This is a genomic window from Clostridiaceae bacterium HFYG-1003 (assembly GCA_024579835.1).
Lineage (GTDB): Bacteria > Bacillota > Clostridia > Clostridiales > Clostridiaceae > JG1575.
On record CP102060.1, the window covers coordinates 1,181,420 to 1,203,083 of the forward strand.

Here is a 21,664-nt window from a genome sequence, read left to right on the forward strand (position 1 = left end):
AGGAATGCTATGTATGAAATATTGAAGAAGTACCGGGGTCCCAAGACCCTGCCTGATATGAGCCTGGACGAACTGAATCAGCTGGCAGCCGAAATCCGTCAGTTTCTGATCCAGTCCGTGTCAAAAACCGGCGGCCACCTGGCTCCCAATCTGGGTGTGGTGGAACTGACCATTGCGCTGCATAATGTCTTCGACTTTTTACAGGACCGGCTTGTCTTTGACGTCGGCCACCAAAGCTATGTCCATAAAATTCTTACCGGACGGGCCGGCGGGTTCAAGGCATTGCGCAAATATGGCGGATTGTCCGGATTCCCCAAAACGACCGAATCGCCCTATGATCATTTCAACACCGGCCATGCCTCCACCTCGATCTCGGCAGCGCTTGGGATGGCCCGCGCCAGGGATATCAAAAAGCAGGACCACTCCGTGGTCTGTGTCATCGGCGACGGGGCTTTCAACGGCGGCATGATCTGGGAAGCGCTGAACGATGTCGGGTTCCGGCAGACACCGCTCATTATCGTCCTCAATGACAATGAAATGAGCATCTCACGCAATGTCGGCTCCATGAGCCTTTATCTGTCCAAGCTGCGCAGCGATGTGCATTATGAAAAGTTCAAGCAAAGCTTCCAGAAAAATGTAGAGAAACTGCCCATGGGCGATTCCCTTTCGCAGACCGCCAAATGGGTCAAGGATTCCGTCAAGGCCATGGTCGTGGAACAGGAAGGCATGATCTTCGAAAACATGGGGATCAAATACCTGGGACCGGTGGATGGCCACAACATCAAGGAAATGAGCAAGATTCTCAAGAAAGCCCGGGAAGTCAACGGACCGGTCATCGTCCACGCCATTACTCAGAAAGGGCGGGGCTATAACTTTGCGGTCCAGCATCCGGACAAGTTTCACGGGATTGCGCCGTTTGACTGTGAAAATGGTGAAATCTGCTTCAGTTCCAGCACCAATTACTCCAAAGTATTCGGCAGTACGCTGACCGAGCTGGCCGCGGATCATCCCGATCTGGTCGCCATCACCGCGGCCATGCCGCAAGGGACGGGACTTCAGGGCTTTTCAACGGCCTACCCCGACCGCTTTTTCGATGTCGGGATCACCGAAGAACATGCTGTGACGTTAGCCGCCGGCATGGCAATTTCCGGATTGAGACCCTATGTCGCAATCTATTCCACGTTCCTGCAGCGCAGTCTGGATCAGCTGATTCATGATGTCTGCATCCAAAATCTCAATGTTACATTCTGTCTGGACCGGGGAGGCATTGTCGGAGACGACGGAGAAACCCATCAGGGTATTTTTGATCTCGCTTACCTGTCCATGATTCCCAATATGACGGTTATGGCGCCCAAATCCATGGCCGAACTGGCTCAGATGGTGCGCTGGTCGACGCAGTTTACCGGTCCTCTGGCCATTCGTTACCCCCGAGGCGGCGATGAGAAGGGAATCCAGCTTCCTCCGCTAACGCAGTTTACTCCGGGAGTCTGGGAACGGCTGGATCCGGAGTCCGACACGGCCCCTGACATCGTGCTGATCGGAGTGGGCAAGATGACGGCGCGAGCCTGGGAAACCGCCAGCCGTCTTCGCGAACAGGGCTTAAGGGCTCAGGCTGTCCATGCCCCGTTCATCAAACCGCTGGATTCAGACTTCCTGGATCAGGTCCGGAACACCCGGCTGATTGTAACCCTGGAAGACGGCATCCTGCATGGCGGGTTCGGCGAATCCGTACTGGCCGATTTGGCCGGACGAAGCTTCAAGGGATTCTTCCTGCCCCTGGGTTACGATGACGCGTTCATCGAACAGGGGGATGTGGAGATCATCTATGAAAAATACGGCCTGAGCGTCGATCGCATCATAGCCCAGGTAAAAAATGCCTTTGAGGAAACTTCTCATGGCCAGGCTTGATCAGTACCTGATCCGGGCAGGCTTCCTGCCTGCCCGGGAGGCGGCCAGCGAGGAAATCAAGGCTGGAAAAGTTATGGTGAACAACAAGCTATGCATCAAGCCAGGCTACCAGGTGAAGGACACAGATCAGGTCCGTTATCTGGGCGAAGGCCGCCGCTATGTTTCCCGGGGAGCTCAGAAGATGCTTGGGGCGCTGGAGGCGTTCCATCCCATTCTGGAAGGCTGCCGCTGTCTGGATGTCGGTGCCTCCACCGGTGGATTCACTCAGGTAATGCTGGAACAAGGCGCCGCCTATGTCGCTGCGATTGATGTCGGACACGGTCAGCTGGATCCGATCCTGCAGCAGGATCCCCGGGTGAAGGAATACTCCGGGTTGAACTTTCGGTCCATACCGCCTGAACTGACGGAAGAACTCAGGGATTTTGACTTTGCCACCATGGATGTGTCTTTCATCTCGGCCTGCCTTCTGGCAGAACCGCTCCACCAGGCCCTGCGCGGCTCCGGTCAGGCGATCCTCCTGATCAAGCCCCAGTTTGAAGCCGGCCGGGGAGCTCATAACAAAGCCGGTGTCGTCAAAGATCCTCAAAAGCACGAGGAGGTTCTGCAAAAAGTCCTGGACTGCTGCGAAGCCTGCGGGTTTGAGCTGCTGGGACTGACCCATTCCCCTCTGAAAGGGCCCGAAGGCAACATCGAATACCTTTTATACATTGAAAAACATAACGATCCGGCACGGCCGTCCCAAACAGACCGGTTTCCGCTTGGAAGCATTGTGGCAGAAGCGTTCCGCGCCCTGGATCAACCGGAAGACCGGCTAAGGGGAACCCATGAGTAAACAGGAAGCCTTAAACGAGATCCGGGTCATCGGGCTCGGCATAAACCGGGACAAGGATCCGGATGAACTGATACAGAATAAAATACAGGATTTACTTTCACAGTATTTCCCGCAATGCGAGATTGTTGCCTTTGACAGTTATGAGCACCCTACGGTGGATCTGCTGGATCTGGATCTGTTCGTGGTGCTGGGCGGGGATGGAACGTTCCTGTCCGCTGCCCGGCTCATCCATGGCCTGGAAATCCCCATGCTGGGAATCAATATCGGCACGCTGGGATTCCTGACTGCCGTAGAATATCTGGATGCGGAAAAAGCCTTTCAGCTGATCCGGGACGGCCGATATACCATCGAACATCGCCATATGCTGAAAACCCGGTTCATGGCGGATGATGTCGTGGAAGAATTCGTCGCCATGAACGATGTCGTCGTGACCAAAGGTTCACTGGGACGCATCATGAATTATCGGATCTTCATTGATGGGCATCATGCCACGTCCTTCCGGGGCGACGGCGTCATTTTTGCCACACCGACCGGATCCACGGCGTACAACCTGTCCGCCGGCGGTCCAATTGTATATCCCACAGTCAATGCCATCTCCATGACGGCGATCAGCCCCCATACCCTGGGGGTACGAAATATGGTCATTGCCGGAGAGTCCCAGATCACCGTCCAGGTTAAGGGAGATGTTTCCAGCTATAATCTGTCGGTGGACGGTCAGCAGAATTTCAACATCGACACCAACCGAACCATTGAAATCACGGATTCCGGGCACAGAGCCCACATTGTTCGCCTGGACGGTTATGATTATTTTGATGTATTACGAAAAAAAGTAGTATATAAAGCGCAGGATACCTATTAGGAGGAAACGGATGAAAGCAAAACGACTGAACAAGATCCTTGACATCATCACCACCAAAAACATTGAAACACAGGAAGAACTGGCGGAAGAACTGAGAAAAGAAGGGTTCAAGATCACACAGGCGACCATCTCCCGGGATATTAAGAACCTCCACCTGACCAAAGTTCTGGGAAAGAACGGAAAATACAAGTACATCCTGTCCGTCAATGAACCCAAGGTCATTGACAATCAGATCATGTCCATTCTGCAAAACTCCATCACCCATGTGGAGTACATCGAACACATGGTAGTGATCAAAACCTTAACCGCATCCGCCGGGGCAGTAGCGGAAGCCATTGACCAGCTGGGACTGGAAGAAGTAGCCGGCACCCTAGCCAGTGACAACACGATTTTTGTTATGTTCCGCAACATCAAGAAAGCGGAGGCTTTCGTCCGCCGGATCGATTCCATGGTCCGCAACCACGAATAAGGAGAATCTATGCTTCGCCATCTGACGGTTCGAGACTTTGCCTTAATGGATCATCTGGAATGCTCGTTTCAGGACGGCTTCACCGTATTGACCGGAGAGACCGGCGCGGGCAAGTCCATCCTCATCGATGCCATCAGCTATGTGATGGGCACGAAATTCAACCGTGAATTCATCCGCTCAGGCAAAAGCAAAACCTCAGTGGAAGCCGAATTCGACATGACTCCCGGTCTGGAAGAGATGCTCAGCCGGGAGCAGATCCCGGTCCGGGAGACCCTGACTCTGTTTCGGGAAAATTCCGAAACGGGCCGCTCCGCCGCGGCCATCAACGGCCACCCGGTGCTGGTCGCCACCGTGAAACAGATCAGTCCGTTTCTTCTGGACATTCACGGCCAGCACAACAATCAAAATTTGCTGGACCCTGAAAACCATCTCGAATACCTGGATGAATACGGCAGAATCCGTCATTCGGAGGAATTCGGGGCTTATCGTGATCTGTATGTCACATTGAAAGAAAAAGAACAAAAACTGGCGGTCCTGACGCGCAATAACGAACGGGACAAGCTGATGGACTTTTTATCGTATCAGGTCGAAGAAATTAAAAAACACGGCTTATCAGAGACAGAAGAAGAAGAACTGCGCAGCAAGGAAAAAATGCTGTCTCATGCTCAGAAAATCGGAGAAGCGCTCAAGGATGCCGGACAGGCACTGTCCGATGAACCGCTGGATGCGCTGGATCATTCCATCCGCTCACTGCGCTCCGTAGGAGAAGTCTTTGAGGAAGCCGGCAAACTGGCGCAGGTGATCGAAGATGCGTTTTACAATCTGGTGGAAGCCCGTCGGGATTTGACCAGTATCGCAGATGAAGTATATTTTGACGGCAATGAGCTGGATGAGATCAACGGTCGACTGTACATCTACGACGCCATGCGCAAGAAGTACGGACCCACGACCCAGGCGGTTCTGGAAGAACTCAGCCGGATGGAAGACGAACTCTATGAACTGACCCATGCCGAGGAACTGATCGCCGCACTCAAGCAGGAGATCCATCGACTCAAGGGAGAAGCGCTGGAAGCCGGAGCTATTTTGTCTGTACTGCGCAAATCTGCCGCAGTGGAACTGTCCGACCGAATCAACCGAGAGCTGAAGTTCGTCGGTCTGGGCAAGGCTGATTTCATGCCCCAGATCCTGGAAGGGGAGGCATTTACCGAGAACGGAACGGATGAAGTCCGCTTCCTGATTTCCACCAATACCGGGGAGCCGAAGAAACCATTGGAAAAAATTGTCTCCGGCGGAGAGCTCTCCCGAATCATGCTGGCACTGAAAGCCTCCTTCATTGACCGGGAAGGAACTCCAACCGTCATTTTTGATGAGATCGACACCGGAATCTCCGGAAGCATCGCCCAGGCAGTGGGCGAGAAGATGCATCAGATTTCCGAGAACACGCAAGTTCTGTGTGTCACTCATCTGCCTCAGATTGCCGCCTGGTCCGATCATCATCTGGTGGCACAGAAAGCGGAACGGGGAGGGCGTACCTATTCCCAGGTGTCCGTTGCCACTGCCGAGGACAAGGTTCTGGAGATTGCTAAAATGCTGGCCGGTTCAGAATTAACTTCCACGATCCTCGCCAACGCGAAAGAACTGGTAGAGACGACAGAAAAAAGAAAGAAGCCGGCAGCCGGCAAAAATCCGGTACCGAATAAATAAGGGCTCTTTAGGAAATAGGGCTGATCCGCGTGTAATACTAGCATTTGTCCCGCCGATGGTGGGATTTTTTCTTTTGTTTTAACAAAAGTGGCTTGTACATTGCGATCGAATTGATTATCATGGTATTAACATAATAATGATCAAAATGAAACTTGATTGTATACAGTCGATCCATTCCTTTTTCCCAAATTCTATGAGATAATTGATAGAAATATGTATTTACATAATAAATAATATCCAATATTTAATTTCTAGTTTGCAGTATTCAAATGATGAAGGGGGACTCCATGATCAACAAAGAAACGACAATAAAGAAAGAAATACTCTATTCAGGGAAAATTGTGACCCTGGAATTGCATGAAGTGAAAACTGATCTTGGAAATCATTCCCGTCGTGAAATCATCCGACACGCCGCCGGCGTTGTGATTCTCGGTTATACCGACCAGAATCGAATGATCCTGCTTCGTCAGTTCCGTAAACCCTTCGAAGAAGCAGTACTGGAACTGCCCGCCGGTAAACTGGAGGCGGGAGAGGATCCGCTGGATACCGCCCGCAGGGAATTTCAGGAAGAAACCGGCTATTACCCCGGATCCATGGAATTTTTGGGTGAAGCTCTGACCAGCCCCGGTTACTCCGATGAAGTCCTCTACATTTACCGAGCGAAAGACCTTCGGGAAGATCCCCTGGATGGCGATGCGGATGAGTCTTTTGAATATTTTGAAATGACACCAGAGGAGGTGACGGCCTGTATCCGGAGCGGTGAGCTGAAAGACGCCAAAAGTCTTTGCGCGCTCTACCTGGATGGGCTGATGCGATGATGGATGAACAAATCAATGTCTATTTGACCAGCCTGGCAAGTCAGGGCAAGTCACAAAATACCATCGATGCTTATCGGCGGGATCTCAGGAAGTTCGAAGTCTTCATGAAAGAAGAGTCCTTGAGCCTGCAGCAGTTTGAAGAACTCCAGATCGTGTCCTATACGGAATACCTCATGGATTCAGGAATCTCCAAGTCTTCCATTATCCGAAACCTGGTTACGCTGCGTAATTTCTATAAATTCCTGCGTCGGCAGGGCTATGTTCTGGAAGCGCCCATTCTATACTATGAATTGCCGCATCTGGATCGTGACCTCCCGGAAATTCTGACAGTCGATGAGATCCGCCAGATTCTGGAAGCCCCGGATCAGGAATCCAACAAAGGGAAACGAGATCGCGCCATTCTGGAACTGCTGTATGCTTCCGGGCTGAAAGTATCGGAATTGATTCACCTCAAACTCTCAGACGTCAACCTGGAAAAGCGGTACATCGTCGGAACGGGCAGCAAAGGCAAGGAACGTCTGATTCCCATCGGCAGCAAGGCCGTGGAATCACTGAATCATTACCTGACGATCCGCGATCGGATGGCCAATGAAAGCTCCACCTTCCTGTTTACTTCCAATCAGGGGGACACCATTACCCGTCAGGGCATCTGGAAACTGCTGAAAACCTATAAGGATCAGGTTGGCATTACCAAAGAAGTCAACTTGAATACGCTGCGGCATTCCTTTGCCGTGCATCTTCTGGACAACGGTGCTGATATGAAGGCTGTTCAGGAAATGCTTGGACATACCGATATCAACGCGACGCTGCGCTATGAAGAACTGAAGAAGAAAAATAAGCTCATGGAGATCTACAACCACACGCATCCCAGGGCTTAATCGGTTTCCGGCCAGGCAGTAACTTCTATAAGCAGTATCTTCCATAATCTGAACCTAACACAAAACCTGCAGCTCTCCCTGACGGCGGATTGATTTCTGTCATCAGGGAGAGTTTTTTGACAGCTCAGGAGACGAAAGATACCGCGCAGCAGAGTACAGCTGAATAATCGAGAATCTGGGCGCAACGATTAGGCAGGATCGTTGTCATGGACCGTGCAAAACGATGATTCCAGCGCTGTATCGTATAAACAGGACAGTGCACTGCCTGTTGTGTCAATTGCTAATCTTTCTTTTTGTTAACAAATGCGTGATGAAACCGACACTTCTGCATGCAATAATAGAATGAGAATTGTGTACCCGGAAGACGCAGTCAGCTCCGATTCTGTGAGGTACTGCTTCATCTGGATTGAACAGCGTCCTGTTTGAACAGCGTCTTGTCTGAACAGCATCCGAAGTTTAAAATTCTATCTTCGTGGATTCTGCGCAGGCTTACTTATGAACAATTGAGACATGGAACATAGAAAATAATCGAATGAGGAGACAGCAAATGAAACGAGCGATTTTATTGATTTTAGATTCTGTCGGTATCGGCGCAATGCCGGATGCCGACCAGTATGGTGACGCCGGATCCAATACCCTGGCAAATACCGCAGCGATGACCGGAGGATTAAAATTGCCTAATCTTGGTCAGATGGGACTTGGCAACATACATGAACTGAAGGGAGTGCCTGCCCAGAACAGCCCGACCGCGGCCTACGGCAAAGCTGCCGAAGCTTCAGTGGGCAAGGATACGGTGACGGGCCACTGGGAAATTTCCGGCTGCATTCTGGACACGCCTTTGAACACCTATCCGGATGGATTTCCTCCGGATATCATGGCTGAATTCGAACGGCGCATTGGCCGGGGCACCTTGGGCAATGTCGTCGCTTCCGGGACGGAGATCATCAAGGAACTGGGCGAGGAACACGTTGCAACCGGGAAGCCGATTATCTACACTTCAGCGGATTCGGTCTTCCAGATCGCCGCTCACGAAGAAGTGATCCCTTTGCCGGAACTATACAAAATGTGTGAGATCGCCAGAGAAATGCTCATGGGCGACTGGACCGTCGGTCGTGTCATTGCCCGTCCGTTTATCGGCGAATCCGCCGAAACCTTCCAGCGGACCTCCAATCGTCACGATTACTCCCTGGATCCCGTCTGCAAAACGATGATGGACTATATCAAGGAAGCCGGACAGCAGGTCTACGGTGTCGGCAAGATCAACGATATCTTCAATGGCAAAGGCATTACCAAAACCGTCCGGACCAGCGGCAACGAAGACGGCATGCAAAAAACCCTGGAAGCAGTCGGGGAGGATTCGGATGGCCTGATTTTCATCAACCTGGTGGATTTTGACATGCTCTTTGGCCACCGCAACAACCCGGAGGGCTACAAAGCTGCCCTGGAAGCAGTGGATGTCTGGATCCCCCAGCTGCTCAGCGAGCTGAAAGACGAGGACCTTCTCATCATCACCGCCGACCACGGCTGCGATCCGACCAATGAATCCACGGACCATTCGCGGGAGTATATTCCGCTGCTGGTTTACGGTAAGAATATGGAACCAAAGGATCTGGGTGTCCGGACCTCTTTCACCGACATTGGCAAATCCATCCTGGCTTACCTTGGCATCGAAAACAGCCTTCATGGCATCAGCTTCATTTAGGACGTCCTGACTTCATAGATTCAGGGAAAGGATGCACTGCATGCAAATCACGGATATCATTCGCAGGAAAAAACACGGATTGGAACTAACACCCGAGGAAATCCGCTACTTTGTCGACGGATACACCAAAGGAACCATTCCGGATTACCAGATCTCGTCGCTGCTCATGGCCATCTGGTTCAAAGGCATGACAAAGGAAGAAACGTCCGACCTGACCATGGCGTTTGTGGAATCCGGTGACACCATGGATCTGTCGGCGATCCCCGGGATCAAGGTGGACAAGCATTCTACCGGCGGCGTCGGAGACAAAATCAGTCTGATCGTTCTGCCGGTGGTAGCCGCTCTGGGCATTCCGGTCGCCAAGCTGTCCGGCAAGGGCCTGGGACATACAGGCGGTACCATCGACAAACTGGAATCCGTTCCCGGTTTTTCCACGCAGATCGAACTGGATCAGTTCATTGAGAACGTTCAGCGTCATGGCGTTGCATTGGCCGGTCAGACCGGTGATCTGACGCCGGCGGATAAAAAGTTCTACGCTCTGCGCGACGTTACGGAAACTGTCGACTCTATCCCACTGATTGCCGCTTCCATTATGAGCAAGAAGCTGGCGTCCGGATCGGATGCCATTGTCCTGGATGTTAAAACCGGCGAAGGCGCTTTCATGAAAGATCTGGCAGACTCGCGAATTCTGGCCAAGACCATGGTGGAGATCGGCAATCACCTGGGTCGTCAAACCGTTGCGGTGCTTACGGACATGAATGAACCGCTGGGACATGAAATCGGCAACGCCAACGAAGTCATCGAAGCCATTGAAATCCTCAAGGGACAGAAAATCCGCGGATTGTACGATGTGGCTCTGACCATTGCCAGCTACATGATCTGGCTGGGCGGAAAAGCCGCCAGCATGGAACAGGCAAAACCCCTGGTTGAAGAAGTGATTGCCTCCGGTCAGGCGCTGTTCAAATTCAGGGAGTTCATTGCCAATCAAGGCGGAAATCCGGCCATAGTGGATGATTACTCTTTGCTGCCGCAGACACAGAACGAACGGGAAATCCGCTCCGATGTCGCCGGCTATGTCACCGGAATCACGGCAACCGATATCGGTTACGCGGCGATGCATCTGGGAGCTGGCCGCCAGACAAAGGAAGATCACCTGGATTATGCTGCCGGCATCCATTTAACAAAGTTGGTGGGAGACCCGGTACAACCAGGCGATGTGCTCTGTGTCCTGAAGTACAATGACCGGAATCCGGAGGAATCGGCACTGCTGGCTCGCAAGGCATTTCAGATCGGTGCGGTGCCGCCGGTACGAACCGATTATATTCTGGATGTCGTGATGGAATAGTTCACTGGACGTCTGAATGAGGGTGACTGCCCAATCCATCAGATCCGCCACGAAAGACACCTAAGACAACTAAAACAACTAAGACAACTAAGACAACCAAGTCATTCAAGTCATTCAAGTCATTCAAGTCAAACAAAGCCAGCCATCCGTCCAGTATGATTCTGGCCGGATGGCTGGCTTTGACATGTTTGGTAATAAGATGATCATCCTTAGATGGCACCAATCTTTGAGTTGCTGTCAGGGGACAGTGCCCGCTCCAGGAACAGGGTCAGAGCCAGGTGGTCTGCCGCGCCCCCGGGGGACAGGTTTTGCCGGGTTGCCGCTTCGTCAAAGCGCTGAAACGACTGGATCAGTTCCGGCGGAGTCAGGGAAGGACTGGATTTGAGAAGGTTTCGGGATTGCTCCCGCATGAAATGTAGCCCGGTCAAGCCGCCCCGGCGCACCAGATTGGTGTCTCCGGTAACCAGAATGAGTTCCAGCAGCGTCATCAGGCAGGGCAGGTCCGGATCAGAATACTGAGTCTGATAGTCCGCCAGTCGAGGCAGTCCCACTTCAAACACAGCCGGAAAGCCGGCTTCTGCCTCCGCCCGGATTCCTTTGAGACCGTACTGATTGTAGACAGCCTGGCCATGAGTGGGATGTGCCCCGGCTGTGAGTTCTCCGGTCAACCCGGAGGCATTCAGCCGGATCAGGTCTCTTAAATCAGGGATGTCCGTGGCAGTCAGCGGACGCTCGCAGCGCAGGGACAGGCGGACCATGCAGGCGCAAACCAGCCCCAGACTGAAGATCAGCCCTTTGTGGGTATTGGCCCCCCCGGTGGCTTTGAGCATGCTTTTCTCGGCTGCCATGCCGGCAGCGCGCAGCCTGGGCAATACCAGATCCGTCGGACTGGCCGCCGCCAGGGTCATAAACTGAGCAAACCATGGCCGCAGCGTCCGGGCCGAGATCAGGAAGCTGTTCAGGTCCATATCCTCGTGACTGCCGGAATTATACCGGTCAACCAGGCCCGGCTTGGGGCCGCACCAAACTTCCGCCTCCAGGGCGTATTCTGTTGTCTTTGATAAAAATTCAATATAAGCTTTGGTATCCATGATCTCAGTATAGCATGGGAAGGCCCTTGCCTCTGTGATATAATTCCAAGGTAGGAGACATTGCCATGGAACAGATTAATCTTCATTTAGATAATTTTGAAGGACCCTTCGATCTTTTGCTGAAACTGATCAAGGTCAACAAAATGGAAATTACCGACATCAAAATATATGAAATCACGGAACAGTACATGGCCGTTCTTCGCGCGATGGAAGAGCTCGATCTGGAAGTCGCTACTGAATTTTTTGTGCTGGCAGCGACACTGATTGAAATCAAAAGCCGGGAACTTCTGCCCAAAAAATCAGCGGATGAGGCCGAAATTCCTTCCCGCGAACTGCTCCTGCATAAGCTGCAGGAATATGAATTCTTCCGGGAGAAAGCCTATGACCTGATGAGCCGGTTCCATCAGGAGGATGTGCTGGTGACACGCCTGCCCATGACGCTGCCGGAGGATCGAACCATTGAAATCATCATTCCGCCGAATTTCGGACCGGACAAATTTTTCCTGCTCTACATGGAACTGCTGGACCGCCAGAAGGACAAAATGAATACCTCCACCGTGATTGAACGCCGCATCAGCACGGACGCATTCAAGGTGGAAGATAAGATCGAAGAACTGAAAGATACATTGCAAAAATATAAATCGTTCCGCTTCTCCCAGATCATGGAGCAAGCCAGCGGCCGATCGGAAATCATCGTCTTTTTCCTGGCTTTGCTGGAGATGGTTCGAAATCTGGACGTTGTGGTCTATCAGTCCGAGGCGGGCGGCGAGCTGATTATACAGGAACGAGCCGAGCAGGAACTGCCGGATGATTGGGAAGCACCACAAGGAGGAAGCAACCATGGACCGACTGGAACACTGGAATAAGGGGACGCTCATTCGAAAGGAAGAGCTGAAAGGCCGGCTGGAAGCGGTGCTGTTTGCAGCCGGGGATCCCATGACGGTTCGGGAAATGGCCACACTGCTGGACGTGGTGCCGGATGCTGTGGAGATGCTGCTGGAGGAGATGGCGCTGGATTACGCGAGGGCAGAGCGCGGTCTTCAGATTATTCGGCTGGAGGATCGGATCCAGCTGACCACGAAACTGGACTATTCCAGTTCGGTGCTCAAGCTCGCCCAGGTCAACGAACGACAGACTCTGTCCAAGGGCGCGCTGGAATGCCTGGCCATCATCGCCTACAAGCAGCCGGTAACCCGGGTGGAGGTGGATGAAATCCGCGGCGTCAGTTCTGACTATGTCCTCAGCAAGCTGCTGGAACGAAGCTTTATTACGGTCATTGGCCGAAAGAACGTGCCAGGCAAACCAAAACTCTATGCGACAACCGATGAATTCCTGCGTCAGTTCGGCTTTTCCAACCTCAAGGCCTTCTCAGAGGATGAAACCTATCAATCCCTGCTCCGGCGGGTAGGAACAGGCTCTGAGGAAGGTGATCTGGAGATACTTCCGGATGATGACGAGGGGGAAGAGACCCAGTTGACGCTTTGGGGCCAGGAGAAGTCCGAATGAGCCGCTTTTCCCTGGTGACCGGAGTCAGCGACCTGTCTCACCGGATCATTCGCAGCCTGTTTCCCGATGGCGGGAAGCTGGCCATGGACTGCACGCTGGGCAATGGTCACGATGCGGATTTTCTGGCCGACTGGTTCGAGGAAGTCATTGCAATGGATATTCTGCCGCATGCGGTGGAAAACTACCCGGCAAAATCGAATGTCATGAAATATTGCATGGACCATGCTGCAATTGAAAGTTTTCATGCAAATCCAGACCTGATCGTGTATAATTTAGGGTATCTACCCGGTGGGGACAAACAGACGACCACCACGGCCGACCGGACCATCCCGTCACTTCAGGCCGCACTGCATATTCTCCGTCCCGGCGGCTTTATTTCCATCGCTCTTTATACAGGCCACGATGGCGGGGAAGAGGCCAGGGCGGTGCTTGATTTTGTGCAGGCCCTCCCGGAACGTGACTACGGTGTGATCCACTACAACTTTATCAATCGAAGCAATCAGCCTCCCAGCTTATTGACTGTGGAAAAAAGGAAGGAATAATCTGCATGGAAACTACCAACCTGGATCTGATGAGGATCATCCAGTCCAAGTTTACGCGACTGTCCAAAGGTCAGAAAATGATCGCCGACTTTATTTTGAAGCATTATGACAAGGCCGCCTTCATGACAGCTGCCAAATTGGGGCAGAATGTCGGCGTCTCTGAATCCACGGTGGTTCGCTTTGCGATTGAACTGGGCTATGAGGGCTATCCGGAACTGCAAAAATCACTGCAGGAACTGGTTAAGACCAAACTGACCGCGGTTCAGCGCCTGGAACTGACCAATGATCTGGTGGATGAGGAAAATGCGCTGAAAAGTGTGCTCAAGGCTGATATGGAAAACATCCGAACCACCATGGAAAAGGTAAACCAGAGAACCTTTGATGCCTTTGTCGACCATATCGTCAATGCCAACAAAGTATATATCATCGGCCTGCGCAGCTCCTCCGCGCTGTCGGAATTCCTCGGTTTCTACCTGAATCTGATTTTGAACAACGTTCTTGTGCTGCAGCATGGGATGAGCGACATTTATGAGCAAATGCTCCATCTGGGACCCAATGATGTCATTATCGGCATCGGTTTCCCGCGCTATTCGATCAAAACAGTCCAGATCCTGAAATTTGCCCGCGGCCGCGGCGCTAAGGTGCTGTGCCTGACGGATTCGCTGTTGTCGCCACTGGCAGCCATTTCTGATCTGACGGTCATCGCTCAGAGCAACATGGCTTCCTTCGTCGATTCGCTGGTAGCACCCATGTCGATTATCAACGCCATCATCATCTCAGTCGGTTTGAAGCGCCGCCAGGCAGTCAGCGAAACGTTCTCCAAGCTGGAAGAAATCTGGGAAGAGAACAAAGTATTCCTGACCTGATGTTCAGCGGACATCAACTGATGTCGTTCCACGGTGTCCAAAAACCACCCGGTTTTTGGACACCGTTGTTTTTTGCTTATATCGATAAGTGACAACTTATGCTTATTATTAAAAGTCCATTTGTAATGGGTTAAATTTTCTGAAATTTACTTATCAGAGCGATAACTTTCGCCGATTTTATCAAACTAACATTTGAGTTCTTGGCCTTTTTTAAAATTTTGTGAACGAAAATTACAGAAAGGTAGTTTATGTAAATGTTTTTATGCAAAGGTGGTAAAGTTTGATTTTGACCTTACAAAACGGACATTTGATAGTAAAATGTTTATGTAAGCAGTAACATTCATGTTTAGGAGGTTATCATTCATGGCAAACAACATCATGGCACCAAAAGAATATATTGAAAGTGTCCTTGAGGATGTCAAAAAAAGAAACGCCAACGAACCAGAATTCATCCAGGCGGTGGAAGAAGTCTTCCATTCACTGAAACCAATTCTGGAACAGCACCCTGAGTACATCGAAAACAACCTGCTCTCGCGGTTTGTAGAACCCGAGCGGCAGATCATGTTTAAGGTTCCGTGGAGAGATGATGCAGGCAACCTGCATGTCAACAGAGGCTACCGTGTTCAGTTCAACGGCGCCATCGGACCCTACAAGGGCGGTCTGAGATTCCAGCCCAATGTTTATCTTGGAATTATTAAATTCCTCGGATTCGAACAGATCCTGAAAAACTCCCTGACCGGTCTCCCGATCGGCGGCGGAAAAGGTGGAGCTGACTTCGACCCGACTGGCAAATCCGATGCTGAAATCCGTCGTTTCTGCGAAAGCTTCATGATGGAACTGTATCGCCACATCGGACCGGACGTTGACGTACCGGCTGGTGACATGGGTGTTGCAGGAAGAGAAATCGGATACCTGTATGGAACCTATAAGAGAATTAAGGGCGTATTCGAGAACGGCGTTCTGACCGGAAAAGGCATCCCTTACGGCGGATCCCTGATTCGTCCGGAAGCAACCGGTTTCGGTATCGCTTACTTCTGCAATGAGATCCTCAAGCACGAGAATGACACTATGGAAGGCAAAACTGTGGCCGTTTCCGGATTCGGCAACGTTTCATGGGGCGCCTGCATGAAGGTCAGCCACCTCGGTGGTAAAGTCGTTACATTGTCCGGACCGGACGGATACATCTATGATCCGAACGGCGTCAACACCCCGGAAAAATGGAACTACATGGTCGAGATGAGAAACTCAGGCCGCAACAAGGTCAAGGACTACGCTGACAAATTCGGCGTGGAATTCTTCCCCGGAGAAAAACCATGGGGCAGAAAAGTTGACATCATCATGCCCTGCGCAATGCAGAATGACATCCGCATTGAACACGCTGAGCAGATTGTTGCCAACGGCATCAAGTACATCTGTGAAGGCGCCAACATGCCTTGCACCAATGAAGCAGTAAACTACTTCCAGGAAAAGGGCCTCATCGTCGGACCTTCCAAGGCAGCCAATGCCGGTGGAGTTTCCGTTTCCGCTCTGGAAATGGCTCAGAACTCCATGAGATTCTCCTGGACCGAAGAAGAAGTAGATGCCAAGCTGAAGCAGATCATGTTCAACATCCACAAGAACGCCATGGACGCCGCTGAAAAATACGGCTTCGGCTACAACCTCGTGGCTGGCGCTAACCTCGCTGGATTTGACAAAGTTGCCAAGGCAATGATGGCTCAGGGCGATTACTAAGAATCATTTTTCCCATTAAAGATTAAAGAACATCAAAAAAACCAGACACGTGAGATCATATGGTGTGGCTCTCGCAAGTCTGGTTTTTCTTTTTTTGCAGGATGGATCCATGAACCTGCACGCCATTTTTGTATGAGAAGCCCCGGAATCTGCTGACAATGCTCAGAATCGCAGAATCATCGAGCTGCCGCTACTGCGACCATTGAGTCGGCAGCGAAGGATTTCAACCACATTGTTCGGATGGAGCAGCCGTCTGGGACAGGCGGTGGATGCAAATTAGGAGCAGGTGTTGTATATTGAAAAAGAAAGGTCTGTTAAGCAGACTCAAACTCAAAGAAGGATAAGGTAATCTCATTGAAAGTACTGATCGTTGGCGCAGGAGCGTCCGGAATGATGGCCGCCATCGCGGCGGCGGGCTGCGGTCATGAAGTGACCGTGCTGGAACGTAATAAAATAATCGGCAGGAAACTGTATATCACGGGCAAAGGGCGCTGCAATGTGACCAATGCTTCTGATATCAGTGATTTTTTCCCATCCATTCCACGCAATCCGGAATTTCTGTATTCCGCGCTTTATACATACTCCAATGTTCAGCTGATGGACTGGCTCAGAGAAAGAGGACTGAAGCTGAAAACAGAGCGGGGTCAGCGGGTATTTCCACTGTCGGACAAAAGCTCCGATGTAATCGGCGTCTTTCGACGGGAGCTGGAGCGGCTGGGCGTAACCATTGAATATGAAACCCAGGTCCAGGGCATTCGCCATACCGGCGGACAGATTACCGGACTGGTGACCAGCCGGGGACTCAAGACGGCGGATCATTACATTCTGGCAGCGGGAGGCGGCAGTTACCCTCTGACCGGATCCGACGGCGGCATTCTGGGAATGCTAAAAGGTCTGGGCATCAAAACTCAGCCGTTTACGCCCAGTCTGATCCCGCTGACGGTCAAAGAACCCGAGGTTGTTCAGCTGGCCGGGGTTTCCCTGAAGAACGTGACATTTACGCTGCTGGAAGGCAAACGGGTCCTTTATCAGGAGTTGGGCGAGATGCTGTTTACCCATGACGGAGTATCCGGTCCGCTGGTACTGTCAGCCAGCTGTCTGCGGACGCAGGGTTCTATGCATTGTGAAATTGACCTGAAACCGGGACTGACGGAAGAAATGCTGGATGCCAGAATCCTGCGCGATTTTGCCAAATATCAGAACAAAGATTTGGCGAATGGCCTGTCCGATCTTCTGATCGGCCGGCTGATTCCCCTGATTCTGGAGCGGGCAAAGATTCCGCCCGATACCAAGGTTCATTCAGTGACAAAGCAGCAGCGCCGCGCGCTGCTTGAGTCGATCAAGCATCTGACCTTTACCGTAAAGGGCACGCGGCCCCTGGCGGAAGCTATCATTTCCCGCGGAGGAGTCGATGTGTCGGAAGTCGATCCTTCCACGATGAAACTGATCCGCTATTCCAACGGATCCGTCTGCGGTGAACTCATCGATGTCGATGCCTTTACCGGAGGCTACAATTTGCAGATTGCCATCTCGACGGGCCATCTGGCGGGGGTAAGCCTATGATCGCGCTGCGGGGAGCTACCACAGTAACTGCCAATGAAGCCGAAAACCTACGCGAGCGGACACTGGAACTTTGGGATCGAATTCGTCAGGCAAACTCCTTTGAACCGGAAGATATCGTATCGGTGATTTTCACCTGCACCCGGGACATCGACTGCGACTATCCGGGGAAGTATGTTCGACTGGAACGAGGTCTGACGCGAGCCTCCCTTCTGCATTTCAATGAAATGAATGTAGTCGGGACCCTGCCTATGTGCATCCGCATTCAGATCCAGCTTGATCTGCCCAAAGACCGCCGGACCATTCCGGTATATCTGCATGAAGCCGCCTCGCTGCGTCCGGATCTGACACCGATTGACTGACCCGGGCCTGAAAGCGGGCCGGCGGGATGGGATGCCAACGCCCGACGAACCCGTGTTTTATCATGGGTAAGGTGGAAATTCAGCCCGTTTTCATGTATAATGTATGAGTGTTGGAGTGTATCCTGACACGATGAACCAATCGAAGTCGAGGACAGGAGCAGAGCCATGAGAGAAATTATTCTGGCCGATCACGCGGGGTTCTGTTTTGGCGTTCAGAGGGCTGTAACCAACGCTTTGGATATGAAAAATCCCAAAGGACGGGTTCTGACCTTCGGAGAACTGATCCATAACAGCGATGTGGTGAAGAAGCTGGAACAAAGCGGAATCCATGCAATTTCTGAAGAAAACTTCGGCAGTGTAACAAAGGATGACACCATATTGATCCGGAGTCACGGTGTGACAAAGGCAAAACTGGAAGAACTGGGTACGATAACGGATAAAGTCCTGAATCTGACCTGCCCATACGTTACAAACATTCAACGCAAAGTCAGTGAGTATCATGCCAAAGGCTATCGGATCATCATCCTCGGGGATGCTTCGCATCCGGAAGTCATCGGCATCAACGGCTGGTGCGGCAACAGCGCATTGATTTCCAAGGGAGGGGATGTTGACTTCACCATCCCGGCGAAATGTTGCGTTGTGGCTCAAACCACCGAACGGCAGTCCAACTGGGAAAAACTCATTGGAACACTGGCCACCCGCACCAAAGAAATGGTTGCGATCAACACCATCTGTGCCGCCACGGAGCAGCGTCAGACCTCCACCACGAAACTTTCCAGGGAAGTGGATGCGATGGTTGTTATTGGAGGAAAGCATTCCTCCAATACGACGAAGCTCTATGAGATTTGCAAGACAAACTGCAATCACACTTTCTTTGTGGAAAATGCTGAAGAATTAAAACAATATATCGAAGAGCTCAAAGGTTACGAGAAAATTGGAGTCACAGCCGGTGCGTCAACCCCGGACTGGATCATCAAGGAGGCAATTGAACTATTATGAACGACGAAATGAGAATTGACGAGAACACTCCGGTGCTGGAAGAAACAACCAACGAAGCCGCAGTGACACAGACTGCGCCTGTCGAAGAGACTGCCGCTCCGGTTGCTGAAGAAGCAGAAGCCGTGACAGAGGAAGTTGCTGAACTGGTCGCAGAAGAAGTTGTTGAACCGGTTGCAGAAGAAGCGACAGTGGAAGTTTCTGAGCCGGTTGCAGAAGCCGTTGCAGAAAAGCCCGAAGAAGAAATGACCATGGAAGAACTCATGCAGAAATATGACCATCCGGTTCGGATGGGACAGATCATCAAAGGCAAAGTCATTCAGCTGGATGACAAAGAAGCCATCATCGCGCTCATCGGAGCCGGCAATGACGGCAAACTTGCCCTTGACGAAGTTTCCTTCGATGATTCAGCCAAACTGACCGATCTGATGTCCATCGGAGACGAAGTAGAAGCTAAGATCATCCGCCGTCCCATCGAGAATGATTCCTTCTACATCCTGTCTGTAAAAGAAGTACAGCGCGAAGCATCCAAGGATGAGCTTCTGGCCGTTCTGGGCAAGGATGAAACCATCCCGGCCAGAGTCAAGGAAGCAGTCAAGGGCGGTCTGGTTGCCTTCTACAAGGGTCATCGCATCTTCATCCCGGCTTCCCATGTCGATGTTAACTCAGTCCGCGACCTCAAGCAGTTTGTTGGTCAGGAAATTGACATCAACGTTATCGAGGCAGAAGAAAGAAGAGGCTCAACCCGCATTGTCGGATCCCGCAAGAAGCATATGCTCAAAGAGAAACAGGCGCTGGAAGGCAAGACCTGGGAAGAACTGGAAGTCGATCAGGTTCATGAAGGCCGCGTGGAGCGCCTCACAGACTTTGGCGCATTCATCAGCATTAACGGCGTGGATGGACTGCTCCACATTTCAGAAATCACCCACGGCAAGATTCCAAAGCCATCCTCCGTTCTGAAGGTCGGTGACATGGTTCAGGTCAAGATCATCGGCATTGACAAGGAGAACAAAAAGCTGTCGCTCTCCATGAAGGCTCTTCAGGAAGATCCCTGGAAGAACATTTCCGAGAAGTACCCGAATGAATCCATCGTACTTGGCAAAGTGGTCCGCTTCACGGACTTCGGCGCGTTCATCGAACTGGAACCCGGCGTCGACGGACTGGCTCATATCTCCCAGCTGTCCCATGCCAGAGTGGAAAAGCCCAGCGATGTACTGACCATTGGGGACACCATCAAGGTCATGGTCCTGGATTCCAATGAAAAGGACAAGAAAGTATCCCTCAGCGTGAAGGCTGTCGAATAATCCCGGTTAAACCGAACATTGCAGACGCACTCCGATTCCGGAGTGCGTTTTTTCGCGTAGCCCCCAGCCGCTCATTCAGGCAGTCAACCGGCTTGTGCATCATGAAATTCAAAATTCTGAATCCTTTGGAGCACCAGGCGGCACCATTGTCATCTTTTTGAGCAAAATTATATATCAGAACCTGATTTTGGTTTAGAATAAGAGTATTGAGTGTCCTGCCTGAACCAGGCCAGTAAAAGGGGAGAGGAGACAGCTATGACAGATTTTCAATTACATAACGCCCAAGCAGAGGATCTCCAGAAGTACCCTGATTTCTTTGCCCGGGCAGCACTGTTTAATACGCTGAATCAACCGGCGCAGCCCCAGACATTTGATCAGAATTTTATCTCGCGGATGACAGCCCGTTCCGTGGACAAGCTGGTGTTTTATCGCCAGGTGCCGGTATTCTATCTGAACTATAAGAAAGCAGCTGTCGTCCATCCCATCGAAACGATGATTCTCGATGACCGGGTCGAGGTGCCTCAGGACGAGCTTTACCATTTCATCCGGACTGAATGCTTCGATAAAGTCAGTCTGAAGCTGATGCATGATAAATTTGAATATCATACCTGTGACCGGCCGCTGAATGAAAGCGTGCTGGAACATATCGGATTTTTGCGAAAAAAAAACCATCGGGTCATGAATTTGCCTCTGGAGTTTCACCGGAGTCATCCTCTGTCGGAAGAGATCCTGGAGCACATCCGAATCGCCCCGGTCGAATCCTCTCAGGACATGACCGACCGGGTAAACATTCAAAACGGCGTATTCCATGATAAAAGCCGTACGCCGCTGGTCTGGCTCGACGTCCAGACGGAAATGAAGAACAAAAGCTACATTGATCGGCTGTCCCTGCTCCTCAGATGGGATGGCACCCCCTGTGCCTATGGCCAGATCATCACCAACAGTTCTGCGTTCTATCTGGTCAACTTCGGGGTGCTGCCACCCTATCAGGGCAGAGGACTGGCACACATCCTGCTGGACGCCTTGCTGAACGCTGCCAAAGAGCAGGGCATACGACAGATCATGCTGGAAGTCTATGAGGACAATACCCGGGCCATTTCCCTGTATGAGGAACACGGCTTCAAGACCATGTACAATAAAAGTCAGTGGATCTACCAGAAAAAACAGTGATGCGAAGCTCCTCGGACACCC

At 51.6% G+C, this 21,664-nt stretch carries 20 protein-coding genes; 19 read left to right on the forward strand and 1 reads right to left on the reverse strand.

Annotated features, from left to right (window positions below; translation table 11 throughout):
- Window positions 1-9: 9 nt before the first annotated feature.
- From dxs to NQU17_05460, 9 genes are all read left to right on the forward strand, one after another.
- Window positions 10-1,908 carry a 1-deoxy-D-xylulose-5-phosphate synthase gene (dxs, locus tag NQU17_05420; protein UUM13001.1) on the forward strand — a complete coding sequence of 633 codons (1,899 nt, stop codon included), beginning with the start codon at window positions 10-12 and terminating at the stop codon, window positions 1,906-1,908.
- Complete coding sequence (locus NQU17_05425; protein UUM13002.1) at window positions 1,895-2,740, forward strand: TlyA family RNA methyltransferase; 846 nt, start codon at window positions 1,895-1,897, stop codon at window positions 2,738-2,740. Before dxs ends, NQU17_05425 begins: the two co-directional genes overlap by 14 nt.
- Window positions 2,733-3,599 (forward strand): NAD(+)/NADH kinase, encoded by an 867-nt coding sequence (locus NQU17_05430; GenBank protein ID UUM13003.1) that lies wholly within the window; start codon window positions 2,733-2,735, stop codon window positions 3,597-3,599. The genes NQU17_05425 and NQU17_05430 overlap by 8 nt, the downstream gene beginning before the upstream one ends.
- 10 nt (window positions 3,600-3,609) lie before the next feature.
- On the forward strand, window positions 3,610-4,068 hold the full coding sequence (locus tag NQU17_05435; protein UUM13004.1) for an arginine repressor: 459 nt from the start codon (window positions 3,610-3,612) through the stop codon (window positions 4,066-4,068).
- A 9-nt stretch (window positions 4,069-4,077) separates the two neighbouring features.
- Window positions 4,078-5,772, forward strand: coding sequence for a DNA repair protein RecN (gene recN, locus NQU17_05440; protein ID UUM13005.1), 1,695 nt, complete (start codon window positions 4,078-4,080; stop codon window positions 5,770-5,772).
- 287 nt (window positions 5,773-6,059) lie between these two features.
- Window positions 6,060-6,590, forward strand: coding sequence for an NUDIX hydrolase (locus NQU17_05445; protein ID UUM13006.1), 531 nt, complete (start codon window positions 6,060-6,062; stop codon window positions 6,588-6,590).
- Complete coding sequence (locus tag NQU17_05450; protein ID UUM13007.1) at window positions 6,587-7,468, forward strand: tyrosine recombinase; 882 nt, start codon at window positions 6,587-6,589, stop codon at window positions 7,466-7,468. The genes NQU17_05445 and NQU17_05450 overlap by 4 nt, the downstream gene beginning before the upstream one ends.
- Before the next feature lie 547 nt (window positions 7,469-8,015).
- Complete coding sequence (locus NQU17_05455) at window positions 8,016-9,170, forward strand: phosphopentomutase (GenBank protein ID UUM13008.1); 1,155 nt, start codon at window positions 8,016-8,018, stop codon at window positions 9,168-9,170.
- A 40-nt stretch (window positions 9,171-9,210) separates the two neighbouring features.
- A complete protein-coding gene (locus tag NQU17_05460) occupies window positions 9,211-10,515 on the forward strand; it encodes a pyrimidine-nucleoside phosphorylase (GenBank protein UUM13009.1) in 1,305 nt (434 codons plus the stop codon).
- Between the two features lie 209 nt (window positions 10,516-10,724).
- Here NQU17_05460 and NQU17_05465 read toward each other — a convergent pair whose 3' ends face one another.
- Window positions 10,725-11,606, reverse strand: coding sequence for a triphosphoribosyl-dephospho-CoA synthase (locus NQU17_05465; protein UUM13010.1), 882 nt, complete (start codon window positions 11,604-11,606; stop codon window positions 10,725-10,727).
- A 65-nt stretch (window positions 11,607-11,671) separates the two neighbouring features.
- Here NQU17_05465 and NQU17_05470 point away from each other — a divergent pair, with 65 nt between their 5' ends.
- The 10 genes from NQU17_05470 (at window position 11,672) to NQU17_05515 (ending at window position 21,643) form a co-directional block, all read left to right on the forward strand.
- Window positions 11,672-12,472, forward strand: coding sequence for a segregation/condensation protein A (locus tag NQU17_05470; protein ID UUM13011.1), 801 nt, complete (start codon window positions 11,672-11,674; stop codon window positions 12,470-12,472).
- Window positions 12,447-13,112: an SMC-Scp complex subunit ScpB gene (gene scpB / locus NQU17_05475; protein ID UUM13012.1), complete on the forward strand. Its 666-nt coding sequence runs from the start codon at window positions 12,447-12,449 to the stop codon at window positions 13,110-13,112. The genes NQU17_05470 and scpB overlap by 26 nt, the downstream gene beginning before the upstream one ends.
- A complete protein-coding gene (locus tag NQU17_05480) occupies window positions 13,109-13,654 on the forward strand; it encodes a class I SAM-dependent methyltransferase (protein ID UUM13013.1) in 546 nt (181 codons plus the stop codon). The genes scpB and NQU17_05480 overlap by 4 nt, the downstream gene beginning before the upstream one ends.
- A gap of 5 nt (window positions 13,655-13,659) precedes the next feature.
- On the forward strand, window positions 13,660-14,520 hold the full coding sequence (locus tag NQU17_05485; protein ID UUM13014.1) for a MurR/RpiR family transcriptional regulator: 861 nt from the start codon (window positions 13,660-13,662) through the stop codon (window positions 14,518-14,520).
- A gap of 363 nt (window positions 14,521-14,883) precedes the next feature.
- A complete protein-coding gene (gene gdhA, locus NQU17_05490; GenBank protein UUM13015.1) occupies window positions 14,884-16,251 on the forward strand; it encodes an NADP-specific glutamate dehydrogenase in 1,368 nt (455 codons plus the stop codon).
- 354 nt (window positions 16,252-16,605) lie between these two features.
- Entirely contained in the window at window positions 16,606-17,814 is a 1,209-nt protein-coding gene (locus NQU17_05495) for an NAD(P)/FAD-dependent oxidoreductase (GenBank protein UUM13016.1), read from the forward strand.
- Window positions 17,811-18,173 (forward strand): chorismate mutase, encoded by a 363-nt coding sequence (aroH, locus tag NQU17_05500; protein ID UUM13017.1) that lies wholly within the window; start codon window positions 17,811-17,813, stop codon window positions 18,171-18,173. The genes NQU17_05495 and aroH overlap by 4 nt, the downstream gene beginning before the upstream one ends.
- Window positions 18,174-18,338: 165 nt before the next feature.
- A complete protein-coding gene (ispH, locus tag NQU17_05505) occupies window positions 18,339-19,172 on the forward strand; it encodes a 4-hydroxy-3-methylbut-2-enyl diphosphate reductase (GenBank protein ID UUM13018.1) in 834 nt (277 codons plus the stop codon).
- Window positions 19,169-20,473: a S1 RNA-binding domain-containing protein gene (locus tag NQU17_05510; protein ID UUM13019.1), complete on the forward strand. Its 1,305-nt coding sequence runs from the start codon at window positions 19,169-19,171 to the stop codon at window positions 20,471-20,473. Before ispH ends, NQU17_05510 begins: the two co-directional genes overlap by 4 nt.
- Window positions 20,474-20,728: 255 nt before the next feature.
- A complete protein-coding gene (locus tag NQU17_05515) occupies window positions 20,729-21,643 on the forward strand; it encodes a GNAT family N-acetyltransferase (GenBank protein ID UUM13020.1) in 915 nt (304 codons plus the stop codon).
- Window positions 21,644-21,664: the final 21 nt, after the last annotated feature.